This window comes from Anaeromyxobacter dehalogenans 2CP-1, from assembly GCF_000022145.1.
Lineage (GTDB): Bacteria > Myxococcota > Myxococcia > Myxococcales > Anaeromyxobacteraceae > Anaeromyxobacter > Anaeromyxobacter dehalogenans.
This window is the reverse complement of the sequence record NC_011891.1, coordinates 3,293,853-3,307,894: the sequence shown is the minus strand read 5'-3', so window position 1 is coordinate 3,307,894 and position 14,042 is coordinate 3,293,853. Positions and strand designations below refer to the sequence as shown.

The 14,042-nt window shown below is 75.1% G+C and carries 10 protein-coding genes; 3 read left to right on the top strand and 7 right to left on the bottom strand.

Features of this window, described 5'->3' with window-relative positions; translation table 11 throughout:
* Positions 1–12: 12 nt before the first annotated feature.
* The 4 genes from A2CP1_RS15050 to A2CP1_RS15035 all read right to left on the bottom strand — a co-directional run bounded on the left by A2CP1_RS15050 (position 13) and on the right by A2CP1_RS15035 (position 5,080).
* Positions 13–2,946 (bottom strand): serine/threonine-protein kinase, encoded by a 2,934-nt coding sequence (locus A2CP1_RS15050; protein WP_245529793.1) that lies wholly within the window; start codon positions 2,944–2,946, stop codon positions 13–15.
* A gap of 63 nt (positions 2,947–3,009) precedes the next feature.
* Entirely contained in the window at positions 3,010–3,576 is a 567-nt protein-coding gene (locus A2CP1_RS15045) for a sigma factor (RefSeq protein ID WP_012526890.1), read from the bottom strand.
* A 93-nt stretch (positions 3,577–3,669) separates the two neighbouring features.
* A complete protein-coding gene (locus A2CP1_RS15040) occupies positions 3,670–3,867 on the bottom strand; it encodes a hypothetical protein (protein WP_012634050.1) in 198 nt (65 codons plus the stop codon).
* A 130-nt stretch (positions 3,868–3,997) separates the two neighbouring features.
* On the bottom strand, positions 3,998–5,080 hold the full coding sequence (locus tag A2CP1_RS15035) for a rhomboid family intramembrane serine protease (protein WP_012634049.1): 1,083 nt from the start codon (positions 5,078–5,080) through the stop codon (positions 3,998–4,000).
* A 67-nt stretch (positions 5,081–5,147) separates the two neighbouring features.
* Between A2CP1_RS15035 and A2CP1_RS15030 the strand changes: the two genes are divergently transcribed.
* Entirely contained in the window at positions 5,148–6,128 is a 981-nt protein-coding gene (locus A2CP1_RS15030; protein ID WP_012634048.1) for a PilZ domain-containing protein, read from the top strand.
* A 53-nt stretch (positions 6,129–6,181) separates the two neighbouring features.
* Here the strand turns inward: A2CP1_RS15030 and A2CP1_RS15025 are convergent, their stop codons facing one another.
* Entirely contained in the window at positions 6,182–6,667 is a 486-nt protein-coding gene (locus tag A2CP1_RS15025) for a hypothetical protein (protein WP_012634047.1), read from the bottom strand.
* 314 nt (positions 6,668–6,981) lie between these two features.
* On the opposite strand from A2CP1_RS15025, the gene gltA reads away from it, so the two are divergent.
* Both gltA and A2CP1_RS15015 read left to right on the top strand, forming a co-directional pair.
* Entirely contained in the window at positions 6,982–10,017 is a 3,036-nt protein-coding gene (gene gltA / locus A2CP1_RS15020) for an NADPH-dependent glutamate synthase (protein ID WP_012634046.1), read from the top strand.
* Positions 10,018–10,109: 92 nt separating this feature from the next.
* Positions 10,110–11,363, top strand: a complete 1,254-nt coding sequence (locus tag A2CP1_RS15015) for a glycosyltransferase (RefSeq protein ID WP_012634045.1) — start codon at positions 10,110–10,112, stop codon at positions 11,361–11,363.
* Here A2CP1_RS15015 and A2CP1_RS23005 read toward each other — a convergent pair.
* A complete protein-coding gene (locus A2CP1_RS23005; RefSeq protein WP_012634044.1) occupies positions 11,248–12,462 on the bottom strand; it encodes an acyltransferase family protein in 1,215 nt (404 codons plus the stop codon). The two genes, A2CP1_RS15015 and A2CP1_RS23005, sit on opposite strands and share 116 nt — an antisense overlap.
* Positions 12,463–12,639: 177 nt before the next feature.
* Positions 12,640–14,025, bottom strand: coding sequence for a GumC domain-containing protein (locus A2CP1_RS15010; protein ID WP_012634043.1), 1,386 nt, complete (start codon positions 14,023–14,025; stop codon positions 12,640–12,642).
* Between the last annotated feature and the right edge of the window lie 17 nt (positions 14,026–14,042).

Here is a 14,042-nt window from a genome sequence, read left to right as displayed (position 1 = left end):
CGCGGCCCGCGGTCAGCGGGCGGGCGCGCCGCTCCGCGGCGCGTCGCCGAGGCTTGCGCGCAGCGCGCGCGCCCGCCGGAGCAGCGGCAGGTCACGATCCGCGCGCGTCCAGCGCGCGAGGAGCGCGTCCAGCTCGGCGCGGGCCCCCTCCCGCCGGCCGAGCCGGAGCAGCGCGCGCGCCGACTCCCACGTCGCCCGCGGCCGCAGGCTGGCGGACCAGGCAGGCGCGTAGAGCGGGTAGGCGCGCTCGACCACCGCGAACGCGTCCACCGCCTCCGCGTCGTGGCCCGCGCCGGCCAGCGCGAGCCCCAGCAGGAAGGCGGTCGGGATGGCGGGATCCTGCGCGGCGAGCGGACGCAGGATGGCGACGGCGTCGTCCGGGCGCGCCGCCGAGATCGCGGCGGCGGCGGCGTGGCGGCGCTCGGCGATGGACCCGGGCGCCAGCCGCGCGGCGCGCGCGGCGCCGGTGGTCGTGTCCCCGAGCAGCGCCCACAGCCAGGCGTCGGGATCCCCGTCCGCCTCGGCCCGCGGCGTCCCCGCTCGAAGCGCCGCGAGCGCCGCCGGCGGGTCGTCGTCCGCCAGCGCGAGGTGGGCCGCGAGCACCGCGTCGAACGCCGCGCACTCCACGCCGCAGGCTTGCTCGGACAGCCGCCGCCAGGCGCGGCGCGCAGCCCGCAGGCGGCCCTCGCCTGCGAGCAGCACCGGCAGGAACTCCGAGGCGATGCGCCGGTCACCCGGCTCGGCGTCCGGCTCGGTCCAGCGCCGCAGCTCGCGCGCGGCCTCCTCGCCCCGGCCGGCCCGCGCCAGGATCTCGGCGAGCGCGTAGGACGCCTCGAAGTGGGCGCCGCCGGCCATCGACGAGGCCCGCCGCGCGCTCGCCAGCGCGGCCTTGAGGTGCCCCCGCGCCGCCAGCGCGCGCGCCAGCATCGCGAAGGCGGCCGGACCCGGTCGTGCCTGCACCGCGCGCCGGGCCCGCGCCGTCGCCTCGTCCGGCGGGCCGAAGCGGTCGGTCCACTGGAACAGGTGGATGGCCGCGACCAGGAACGCGGGATCGAGGTCGAGCGCGCGCCGGAGCAGCCCGGCCGCCTCGCGCGGGCCCGAGGCGGTGCCGCCGTGCCACAGCGCCTCGCCGGCGAGGTAGAGGATGCCCTTGTCGAGCGGGTAGTCGTTCGCCAGGGCGCGGAACCGGACCTCCGCGCCGGCGCGGTCGCCGTCGACGAAGCTCCGGAACGCGAGGATGGTCCGGCGCTCCTTGTCCGGGAGGCGATCGGCCTCTGCCGCCGCGGCGGCGATGCGGGCCGCGCCGTCCTCCCCCGGCACCTCGTGCCAGCTGGCGAGGACCGCGATCTCGAGGCTGGGCAGCGCGAAGCGCGGGTCGAGCGCGAGCGCGGTGCGGAACTCGGTCAGCGCGCGGGCGGCGTCGAAGTCCTGGTACGACAGCTCGAGCCCGCGCACGTAGTGGCCGTAGGCCTCCAGGTTGGACGTGACGGCGTCCTGGAGCCGCACCCGGTGCGCCTCCACCTCGGCGTCGTCCTCGCGCAGCGCGCGGCGGGCCCGTGCCCCGAGCCGATCCAGCAGCCCGGGCACGGCCGCGAGGCCGCGGGCGCGCTCCTCCACGGTGAACACCGGGTCGCGGCCGGGGAGGCTCAGCGCCCGCAGCGTCGCGACGTAGAGCTCGCCCTCGCGCCGGATCGACGGGACGAGCAGCGTGCGCACGCCGCCCCGCGCCCCCGCGTCGGCCCCGGTCGCCTCGTCGATGCGCGCCGCGCCGGGCCGTCCTCCCTGGCGGGCGAGGTCCAGCATGCGCGATCGGGGGAGCACGCCGATGCGCTGCGACTGCTCGAGGGAGGTGACGAGCAGCCCGGAGAGCGCGTCCAGCCCCGCGTCGCCCGTGTCGTTCACGAAGTCCGCGACCGCCACCAGCTGGCGATCGCCCTCGCGGGCGGCCCCCGCGGGCGCGCGGCGGAGGCTCACGGTGGCGACGACCGCGGCGGCCAGCACGCCCACGGCGAGCAGCGCGAGCGCCACCTGCGGCACCGGCCGCCGCCGCCGGGAGCGGCGCGCGGGCCGGACGCCGGCGCGGTCGAGCTCGCCGCCCAGCGCCCCGAGCGCCGCGAGCACCGCGCCGCCGTCGCGCGGGCGCCGCACCGGGTCCTCCGCCATCATGCGCCGCAGCAGGTCTGCCAGCGCGGGCAGGTCCGGCACCTGGAGCGCCGGCGCGCGGCGCGGCGTCCGGCCCGGGGTCGCGGCCGGGAAGGGCTGCTCGCCGGTCAGCATCTCGAACAGGATCGCGCCCAGCGCGAACACGTCGGTGCGCTCGTCCTCCGGCGCGCCGCGCCGCTGCTCGGGCGCCATGTACGGCGGCGTCCCGCCGGCGGTGCGCGCCCGGCCGAACGCGTGCGCCAGGCCGAAGTCCAGGACCTTCACCTGCCCGTCCTCGCAGAGGAACACGTTCCCGGGGGACAGGTCCCTGTGGAACACGCCGGCCTCATGGGCGTGCGCGAGCCCCCTGGCGACCGCCTCGGCGACGCGGAGCGCGTCGCGCAGGGGGAGCGGCCCGCGCCGCAGCCGCGCCGCCAGCGTCTCGCCGCGCAGCAGCTCGAGCACCAGGTACGGGCCCGCCGGGCAGCGGCCCACGTCGAACAGCGTCACGATGTTCGGGTGCGTCAGGCGGGCGGCGGCCTCCGCCTCCCGGAGCACGCGGTCGTCGGCGGCGCCCTGCGCGCGGGCCGGGACGAGCTTGAACGCCACGCTGCGGCCCAGGGCGCGATCGCGCGCGACGTACACCACGCCGAAGCCGCCGCGGGCGAGCTCCCGCTGGATCTGGAAGCGGCCGACGACGGTCCCGGGGGCGAGCGCGGTGGCAGGGGGCCGCGCGGGCTCGCGCGCGAGGTCCACCAGCAGTCTCGAGATCGCGCCCGGCGGCACCGCCGCGCGTTCGCGCACCCCTCGCTCGCGCATGGAGGGCCCCCCGGTGCGGCGTCGTGCAGGACGCTAGCACCGGGCACCTCAGTCGAGGAGCCCCTCCCGTCGGGCAAGGCGTGCGAGGCGGGCGCGCAGGCGCTCGAACCGCTTCTGCAGGACTGCCACGTCGAGCGGGCGCCCATCGGGCGAGAGCACGCGCGCGATCTCCGGCCAGGGGAGCTCCTGATCGACGCGCAGCGCGAGCATCGACTGCTCCTCGTCGCTGAGCGCGCGGCGGAGCAGCTCGAGCTTCCGCCGGCGGTCCTCGTGGCGCGCCGCGGAGGCGCCCTGCGTCTGCTGGAGGACCGAGGCGTCGTGCGTCCGCAGCCGCGTGCGGTGTCGGTGCCACGCCTCGGCGCGCACGTGGCGGGCGGCGCTCCAGGCGATCCGGAGCGCCCAGGTCCGCAGCGCGGCCTCGCCGCGAAAGGCCGGCAGCGCGCGCCACAGAGACTCCTCGAAGCGCGCGTACGCGTCGGCGGCGTCGTCGTCGTCGCGGAGCACGGAGGCCAGGTAGCGCCGGACACCGGGGCCGAGCGCGCGCAGCACCTCGGTCGCGGCCGTCGCCGCGTCTCCCGTCGACAGCAGCGCCGCCACCCGCGCGTCGAGCTCCACGCCTCCGTCTACCGCGGCGCGGGCCCGGCGCCGAGCGCCGGGCGGCCGGGCCCTCGTGGGCGGTGGTCGACCGGGCCACCCCGCGCCGGCGACCTAGGCGGCGTGCGCCGTGATGCTCGTCGCGCCCAGCGTGCGCAGGACCCGCGGCGTGGGAGCGCTCCAGACCTGCACCATGAACGCGAACAGCATGGCGATCCAGACGCCCACCATGGCGAGATCCCAGAGGAGGCCGAGGCGGGAGCGGACGTGGAACGTGAGCGGAGCGGGGCTCGAGGTCAGCGTGTTCTTCATGACGAGATCTCCTCGACCGTTGGACCGCGGCGCGGTCCGGAACCGACGCGGGCGCGGCGGTCCGCCCCAATGAGGATGCACGAGAGGTGAACGCGGGAGCCGGACCGATGGTCCGTTCCGCGCCGGGGGTTCACCGATCCAGCGCGGCGGCGTCGGCGGCGAGCCGGCAGGCGTCCGCGTCCCCGGCGCCACAGGCCTCGTCGAGCAGCGCCCGGCCGCGCGCCGGATCGGGCGGGCGCCCGTCGCCGACCACGAGCAGCACGCCCAGGCGCTTCGCCACCGCGGCGAGCGCCCTCCGCGCCTCCTCGCCCGCCGGACCCTGCGCGGCGGACGCGAGCGGCCGCAGCCGCTCCAGCGCACCGTCGAGATCCCCCTCCTGCGCGAGCAGCAGCCCCTCGTAGTACGGCAGCCCGGCGGCGTCGTTGCCGCGGGCGCGCGCGGCGTCCAGCACCGCGCGCGCCCGCGTGCGGTCGCCGTCGCGCAGCGCGGCGTGCATCGCCTCCAGCTCGCTGCGGTTCGCCGCCCACCGGGGATCGGGTCGCAGCGCCAGCGCGATCGCGAGGCCGAGCGCGGCGGCGGGCGGGAGCCAGGCCCGGGCTCGACGGGGCGCCGGGCGCGAGGCGATCCAGCCGAGCCAAGCGCCGGTGGCGAGCCCGCCGGCGTGCGCCCACCCGTCGATGGGCAGGAACAGCCCCGCCAGCGCGAACCCGACGAGCAGGATCCCGTTCAGGATGATGTCGCGCGAGGCGAGGAACGCGCGCCAGGACCCCACCGCGCGCCGGTACAGCGCCAGCATGGCGCCGGCGACGCCGAACAGCGCCCCCGAGGCGCCCGCCGACATCGGCATCGCGGCCAGCATCGAGGCGGCGGAGCCGCCCAGCGCGCTCGCCACGTACACGGCGAGGAAGCGGCGGGTGCCGATGGCCCGCTCCACCAGCGCGCAGAGCGGCACCCCGAACGCCAGGTTCCACACCAGGTGAACGGGGCCGACGTGCAGGAACGCGGCGGTGAGGAGGCGCCAGGGCTCGCCATCCCACACGCGCGCATGGTCGAGCGCGCCCATTCGGGCGAGGAGCGCGGGGTCGGTCGTGGAGCCATGGGCCGCCACCCACCCGAAGACGGCGAGATCCGCGGCGGCGAGGGCCACCGTGCCGGGCGCGGCGCGCAGCCGGGCCGCGAGCCCGTCCCGAGGGCGTGGGGCGTCCGTGTGCATGCGGCGCGGGAGTGTACCGTGACCCCGGGTTCGTGCGGCCGCTCGCGTTCGGATACCGTCCGGATCGATGAGCGACGCCGACACCATCGTCAACCCACGCCGCGCTCCCCGCGCCCGCGTCCGCTGCGCCTGCAGGGTGTCCGCGCCGGCCGGCGTGCTCGACGCGGAGACCGAGGACCTCGGCCCGAGCGGCTGCCAGCTCCGCGCGGCCGGCGCGGTGGCCCGCGGCGAGGCGGTGCGGCTCGAGCTCTCGCACCCGCTGCTCGCGGCGCCGGTCGCGATCGCCGGCCGGGTCGCGTGGGCGAGCGCGCAGGCGCCGTGGCGGCTGGGGGTCGCGTTCGACGTGGCGGAGCTCGAGCGGGCCGGCCGCTGGTACCAGGCGCTCCTCGCGTCCAGCTCCGGGATCGGCCCGGGGCGCCGCCTGCCGGATCGCATCCCGCTCGACGCGACGATCTGGCTGGGCGCGCCGCCGCGGTTCGTGGATCTCGACCGGAGCGAGATCGCCATCCTGCGCGCGGTGGGCGACGGCGCCTCGCTGCGCAGCGTCGCGGGCGCGCTCGGGCCGCGGTGGCCGCAGGCGCGCCGGGCGCTGTTCTCGCTCCTCGCGCACCAGTACCTCACCTTCGCGCGCGGCGGCGCGACGAGGGCGCGGGACTGGGAGCGGACCCTGCTGCAGGCGGAGGTGGCGCTCACGCCCGAGGCGCCGGCCGCGATGGCCGCACCCGCACCCGCGGCCGCCGCTCCGGCGGCGGTGGGCGTGCCGGCGCGCGCCGCGGTGCGCGCCGCCGGCGGCGCTGCGGCCCCCGGCGCTCCGCCGGCCCGCTCGCCGGACTTCGTGGGCGCAGGGGTGGGCTGGCGCGGCGCAGCCGGGCGTCCCCGGCCGCCCGAGGCGGCCGAGTGCCTGGAGCGCGCGCGGGGCGAGCTGGCCGAGGGCAGGGTGCACGGGGCCATCGCGCTCCTTCGGCGCGCCCTGGCGGTCGCGCCCGGAGATCCGGAGATCGCGGGCGTCCTCGGGCGGCTCGCGTTCGACGGCCGTCGCAGCGCCTGAGCGGCCCGCGCCCGCACCCCGGCGCGCGGGAGCGCCCCGCGCCTCGGGCCGGGTCAGCGCCTGGCGCGATGCGCGCGCCGCATCGTCTCCGCCCAGCGCGGCCCCTCGCTCCCGAGCTCCTCCTCGCCGATCTCGAACACCGTGCCCTCGGTGGTGGAGAGGATGGCGAGCGTGAGCGTCGGCATCCGCTTGCCGCCGACCGGCTCCTCCCGGAGGACGAACAGGCGCAGGTCCCTGGGCGCGCGGTGCTCCGCCGCCGCGGCCAGCAGCGCCATCGCCTCGCGCAGCTCCGGGTACCGCCGCTCGAACGCGGCGCGGTCGAGCGCCGGCAGGGACAGCGCCGTCGCGTACCACGCCGTCACCTTCGCGGCCGGGTCCGCCGTGACGAACGTGCAGCACTCGGGCGACTCCCCCGGCTCGAGCGGCACCGCGAGCAGGCGAGCGCCCGGATAGACCGGGATGCGGTCGGCGGCGTGGGCGGACGGCGCGGGAAGCGCCGCGGCGAGGGCCGCGGCGGCGGCGATGCGAAGGACGTTCATGGAATCCCCTGGGCCCGCCGGGACGGCGGGCGGCGCGGCATTCTCGTCCGGCCGCCGCGCGCCGGGCTCGCCCGGTGGGGCCGCTGGCCGCCGCGCCCGCCGGCCTGTCCGCGGCGGCAGCGCGCCAGCGCGCCAGCGGCGCGGCGGGGGGCGGCATCGCGGGGCGAACGGTCGCAATGTGGACCGATTCAATCGGCAATTCTCTTGAGATTTCGCGGGTGTCTCCCTTGACGCCCTCCACGGGGGGCTGATACCAAGCGCAGGCCGAAACCGCACCTCCCCCCACTCCAACTGCACGGAGGGATTGGTTCCCGATGTACTCGATCCTTCGCCGCGAAGCGTTCTCCGACGTGACCTTCCTCTGGGAGGTCCACGCCCCCGATGTCGCCGCCTCCGCCCAGCCCGGGCACTTCGTCATGCTCCGGCTGCACGAAGGCTCCGAGCGCATCCCGCTCACGGTCGCCGACTTCGACCGGGAGAAGGGCACCATCACGATGGTCATCCAGGCGCTCGGCAAGACGACGCGCGAGATGATGACCAACTACAAGGCCGGGGACACGTTCGACGACTTCGTCGGCCCGCTCGGCCTGCCCCAGCACATCGACAACGCCGGCCACGTGGTGCTCGTCGGCGGCGGCCTGGGCGTCGCGCCGGTGTACCCGCAGCTCCGCGCCTTCAAGGAGGCCGGCTGCCGCACCACCGGCATCATCGGGTTCCGGAACAAGGACCTGGTGTTCTGGGAGAAGAAGTTCGGCAAGTACTGCGACGACCTCATCGTCTGCACCGACGACGGCTCCTACGGGAAGCCGGGCTTCGTGACGCAGGCGCTGAAGGAGGTCTGCGAGCAGGACAAGCCCGACCTCGCCATCGCCATCGGCCCGCTGCCGATGATGAACGCGTGCGTCGAGACCACCCGCCCGTTCGGCGTGAAGACCATGGTCTCGCTGAACGCGATCATGGTGGACGGGACCGGCATGTGCGGCTCCTGCCGCGTGACCGTGGGCAAGGACGTGAAGTTCGCCTGCGTGGACGGCCCGGACTTCGACGGCCATCAGGTGGACTTCAAGGAGCTCCTCGCGCGCCAGCGCCGCTTCAAGAGCCAGGAGTCTCGCGCGAACGAGGACTACGCGCACGTCTGCAACCTCGAGAAGCAGCTCTTCGAGGAGGAGAAGCGGAACTACAAGAAGCTGAAGGAGCTGGTCCCGACGCAGACGAAGATGCCGGAGCGCGACCACGTCGAGCGCGCCCGGAACTTCAAGGAGGTCAACCTGGGGTACTCGCTCCAGGACGCCCTCGGGGAGGCCGAGCGCTGCATCCAGTGCGCGAAGCCCACCTGCATCGCCGGCTGCCCGGTGCAGATCGACATCCCGCGCTTCATCCGCCACGTGGTGGTGCGCGACCTCGAGGGCGCCCTCGAGGTGATCAACGAGGCCTCGATCTTCCCGTCGGTCTGCGGCCGCGTCTGCCCGCAGGAGACGCAGTGCGAGGCGCAGTGCATCATCGCGAAGAAGATGGAGTCGGTCGGCATCGGCCGCCTCGAGCGCTTCGTCGGTGACAACGCCCGGCCGAAGCCGGTGGTCCCGCCCCGCTTCGACAAGAAGCTCGGCAAGGTGGCGGTGTGCGGCTCCGGCCCCGCCGGCCTCGCCGCCGCGGCCGACCTGGTGAAGTTCGGCTGCGACGTGACCGTGTACGAGGCGCTCCACGTGGTCGGCGGGGTGCTCCGCTACGGCATCCCGTCCTTCCGCCTGCCGCGCGACATCATCGACCGCGAGGTGAACAAGCTGGTCGAGATGGGCGTGAAGATCGAGACCAACAAGGTCATCGGCAAGACCTTCACCGTCCCGCAGCTGCTGAACGACAAGGGCTTCGACGCCGTGTTCCTGGGCGTCGGCGCCGGCGCGCCGCAGTTCCTCGGGATCCCGGGCGAGTTCGCGGGCCAGGTGTACTCGGCCAACGAGTTCCTCACCCGCGTGAACCTGATGGGCGGCGACAAGTTCCCGTTCCTCGACACCCCCATCTCGCTCGGCAAGAGCGTGGTGGTGATCGGCGCCGGCAACACCGCCATGGACTGCCTGCGCGTCGCCAAGCGGCTCGGCGCGCCGACCGTGCGCTGCGTCTACCGCCGCAGCGAGGCGGAGGCCCCGGCCCGCATCGAGGAGCTGCGGCACGCGAAGGAGGAGGGGATCGACTTCTTCTTCCTCCACACGCCGGTGGAGATCTACACCGACGCCGAGGGCAGCGTGCGCGGCATGAAGGTGGAGGAGATGGAGCTGGGCGCGCCCGACGACAAGGGCCGCCGCAAGCCCATGTCCACCGGGCGGTTCAAGGACCTCGAGTGCGACACCGTCATCTACGCGCTCGGGACCAAGGCGAACCCGATCATCACGCAGTCCACCCCCGGCCTCGGCCTCAACAAGTGGGGCAACATCGCGGCGGACGACGGGAAGCTCGAGTCCACCCAGGCCACCACGCTCCCGGGCGTGTTCGCCGGCGGTGACATCGTGACCGGCGGCGCCACCGTGATCCTGGCCATGGGCGCCGGCCGCCGCGCCGCGCGCTCCATCGCGACCTACCTGACGAACGGCAAGAAGTGGCCGCTCACGCAGGAGGAGGTGGCCGCGTTCCAGCCCATGGCGCAGCTCGCCGCCGCGCCGGCCGCGCAGGCCGGCCTCCACACGCACGCCGGCGCCGTCGCGGCCGGGGCGGAGACCGCGGTGAAGACCTGCCCGAAGTGCCGCCGGCCCATCGAGGGCGACGAGGAGTACGTCTGCTGCGGCACCGCGCAGCTGCAGTGGCGCTGCGACGACTGCGGCAAGGTGAGCGAGGGCTTCGCGTTCCCGTACGGCATGTGCCCGGCGTGCGGCGGCAAGCTCCAGGTCACCGACCCGCGCAAGGTCGAGGAGGCCAAGGCGCTCGAGGCCATTCGGCTCGCGTTCGAGATCGAGCTCGGCGGCATGGCGTTCTACGCGAAGGCGGCCAAGGACTCGAAGGAGCCGGTGCTGAAGGCGCTGTTCGAGAAGTTCGCCGGGATGGAGCAGGAGCACATGGCGACGCTGACGCGCCGCTACCACGCCCAGGCCCCGTCGCCGACGGAGGGCTTCAAGATCGAGCGCGCGGCGCTGTTCGCCGGCCTCGAGAACCGGCCCGACGATCCGGGCAACCTGTTCCGGATCGCGATCGGCTTCGAGCAGCGGGCGGTGAAGTTCTTCACCGAGCGCGGCGCCGCGGCGCCCGAGGGCTCTCCCGAGAAGCAGCTCTACAAGGAGCTCGCCGCCGAGGAGCGCGAGCACGTCGACCTGCTCACCACCGAGTACGAGCGGTGGAAGCAGGGCAAGCCCGGAATGCTGTAGGCCCTCCGCGCCGGCGGAGACCGTGACGAGGCCCCGGGGCTCAGCCCCCGGGGCCTTTCCTTTTCACGGGAGCTGTGCCAGGGCTACTCGCCGTGCCACCCGAGGACGAGATCGTCGTCGCCTATCTCGCGCCCGAGCTCCCGGCCCTCTCCGCCACGTTCGTGTACGAGGAGCTGCTCGCCCTGGAGCGGCGGGGCATCCGGGTGATCCCGGTGAGCGTGCGCGCGCCCGCGGCCGTGGCGTCGGGCCAGGAGGAGCTCGCGCGGCGCACCCACGTGCTGTATGGCGGCCGCCCGTGGGCGGCGCTCGGCGCCGGCACGATCGAGGCGCTGAGATCGGGGCGCCGCGGCCTGAGGGCGCTCCGGTGGCTGCTCCATGATCTTCGCGCGGTGGGACCGCTCCGCCCCGCGTCCTGGAAGCTCGTCTACCAGTGGCTCGCCGGGGCGCGGCTCGGGAGCTTGCTGCGACGCTCGGGCTGTACCCACCTGCACGTCCACTTCGCCCACGTCCCGGCGCAGATCGGGATGTACGCGTCCGCGTTCGCCGAGGTCCCGTTCACGGTGACGGCGCACGCGAACGACATCTTCGAGCGTGGGATCCTGCTCCGCGAGAAGGCCGCGCGGGCGCGGAAGGTCCTGACCATCTCCCGGCACAACGTGGCGTTCCTGCGGTCCCGCGGGGTGCCGGAGGAGCACCTCGCGGTCGTGCGGTGCGGCGTGAGCCTCGCCGCGCGCCGCGACCTCCCACGGTTCGATCGGCGCGGCCACTACCGCGTCGGATCGCTCGGCCGGCTCGTCGACAAGAAGGGCATGGACGACCTCGTGCGGGCGGCGGCACGGCTCGGCGGCGGGGCCTGGACGCTCGAGCTGAGCATCGCGGGCGACGGCCCCGAGCGCGCGTCGCTCGAGCGCCTGGCGAGGGACCTGGGGGTGCAGGACCGGGTCCGCTTCGAGGGAGCCCTCCCGCATGGCTCCGTCGCGCGCTGGCTGCGATCGCTGGACGTCTTCGTCCTGGCGTGCAAGCCGGACGCGCGCGGCGACATGGATGGCATCCCGGTCGTGCTGATGGAGGCGATGTCGCAGCGGGTCCCGGTGATCTCCACTCGCCTGTCCGGGATCCCCGAGCTGGTGGTGAGCGGGGAGACCGGCCTGCTCGCTCCGCCGGGCGATCCCCCTGCGCTGGCCGAGGAGATCAGCCGGATGCTCGAGGAACCGGAGCTCCGTGCACGGCTCACCGAGGCAGCGCTCGACCACGTGGTGCACGAGTTCGGGCTGGCGGCGAACGTCGATCGGTTGCTGGAGCAGCTCGCGCCGGTCCGCGCCACGCCGGCACCGGCGCGAGCCTGAGCGGGCCGCCTGCTGGGCGGCCCCGAGCCGGCCTGCGCCCGAGCACGAACAGGACGAGGTAGCGGTTGCGCGCGATCGCGAGCTCGACCGCGACCGGCAGCGCGATCCCCGCGGCCAGCCCCACCACGGCCAGGACGACGAGATCGTCCACCCCGGCGCGCTGCAGGACGATCCGGCTCCCCGCGGTGCCGAACACGTGCATCAAGTAGATGCCGTACGAGAACGGGCCCAGCATCGCGAGGGCGGCACACGCGACGCGATGGACCAGGGCGAGCGTCACCGCCGCGAGCCCGATGGTCGTGCTGACGGCATAGCGCGTGAGCTCGCTCGGCCACGGCACGCCGGCCCAGTGGCGTTGATGGACCGCCACGGCGATCGTCCCGATCGCGATCAGCGCCCCCGCCGCCCGCCAGCCGCGACCGAGGGAGAAGCGCTGGATCCCGAGCCCCAGGACGAAGTACGGCAGCAAGTACTGCGCGTGGGAGATGCCCAGGATGGGCGTCTCGAGCAGCCCCGAGGCCTTCAGCGCGAGCGCGCCCGCGAGCAGCAGCGCGAGCTGCCAGCGCCGCGCGATCCAGCCGAAGGCGTCCAGCGCCCCCACGAGCGCGAACACCCAGGCGAGCGCGTAGAGATACCAGAAGTGCGCATACGGCACGATCAGCAGCCAGGGCAGGCCCGGCACCGAGTCGCCGCCGTTCGTGCCGGGGACGATCGCTCGCGCGACGACGAACGCACCGCCGACCACGACGAGCGGCACGAGCAGCCTCCGGAGCTTTCCGGACGCGAACCGCCGCCAGTGCTGCCGCACCGCGGGATGGAGCCCGTACACGAACCCCGAGATGGCCGTGAACAGCGGCATCCGGACCGGGGCCAGCGTGTAGTAGGCGCGCCGCCATCCGGAGTCGGGCTCGACCTGCAGCCCGCACTCGGCGTCCACGCCGATGACGTGTCCCGCCACCATCAACAGCACGGCCAGGCCGCGGAGCGCCTCGATCCCCGCGTCCCTCCCGATGGCCAGGCCGCCCGCGAGCGAGCACGAGCCAGCGCCGTGCTCGGGAGCGCCTGCGCGTGGGGGTCGCGCGATTGACGGGTTCGCCATCTCCGCCGCACCGGAGCATCGGGGAAGGCGATCATCCTCTCAACCTCGCGCGAGCAGCTCCACGGGCCCGCGGTGCAACGAGCCTGCCTGCGTCCTCATGCCGCGCGCGCTGCGGACACACTCCAGGGAAGGAGATCGGGCCGCCCGCGCGCGCCGGCGTGCGCAACGGCGAGGGGTTCAACGGTCACGACGCATCTCGCCGAGTACGGGGAGCTCCAGGCTCCGCTCCACCTGCCAGCGCTGCATGATGCGCCCGCGGACGATGTCCGGGGCCGCCGCCACCGCGAGGCCGAGCGCGAGCGAGAAGAGCAGCCCGGCCAGCGCGATCTCGAGGCGGCTGTTGCCGGACGGCGACTGCGGGACCTGCGGCGGCCAGACCACGTTGTACCGGTACTTGAACGCGGCGCGCGCCGCCTCGAGCTCCACCTGCGCCGCGCCGAGGCGCTGGTTCATCTGCTCGTACTGGGCGCGGGCCTCGACGACCCGCGGGTCGTCGCCGGTTCGCGTGGTGTCCGAGGCCACCAGCGGCGCGGAGAGCGCCGCCGCGCTCGGGGTCGTCCCCTCACGCGCCGCTCGATCGACGACCTGCGCCCGGAGCTTCCGTTCCTCTTCGCGGAGGGTCCCGATCTGCGGCGACTCGCGCGAGGCCGCGGCGAGCTCCTGGCGAAGGCCGATGACGGTGGGATGGACCTCCGACAGCGCGTTCAGCGCCTGCTGGAGCTGTGCCTCCACCTCGGCGATGCGCCTGCGGCGGAAGTTCTCCAGATCCTCGATGGCCCGCTGCTTCGAGGCGAGCAGCGATTGCAGGCGCACCAGCTCCTCGCTGGGGCCGGCGGCGACCGGGGCCGCCGTGGAGCGGGTCGGCGGCGGGCGCCGGTGCTGCACGTCGGCCATGACCTCGTCGAGGTTCTTCCGGAGGACCGCGGCGCGCCCGCGCAGGACGGAGATGATCTCGTCGATGGCCGTCACCTCCTGCACGTGACGGGACTCGAGGAAGTTCTGCAGCGCGGCCTGGACCACCGCGTGGGCCTGTCGCGGGTCGGGCCAGTCGAGCTTGATCGTGATGGTTCCTTCCTCGGTGCTGACCTCGAGCTCCTTGTCGAGCACGAGCACCAGCCGGTCCAGCGGGTCCATCGGCGTCGAGGCGCGTCCGATCCCCAGGGCGCGCTTGACGCGCGTGCGCAGGTCGGGTTCCACGGTGCCGGACGCGCCCGCGGCGAGGTGCGTCTCCTTCACGATCGCCACCAGGTTCTCGCGGCGGTGGATGATCTCCCACGCGGATCGGGTGGGGAGGTCCTCGAACATCGCGCGTGCGGCCGAGGGAAGCGCGCTGGAGCGCTGGGCCAGGATGGTCGTGTAGACGCGGTATACGGGCTTCCGCGTCGCCGCGAACGCCAGGCTGAGCGCGAAGGCGCACGAGAACACCGCGATCGCGACGACCTTCCGGCGCCGTGCCGCGCGCACCGTGAGCCTCAGCCAGTCGAGCGGGGTGACCTTCGGCCCCGGCGATGAGCCGCCGTCGTAGCTCGACCCGTCGGTCAGTCGTGGAAAATCGGGCGTCATTCGCTTCCGAATCCCTT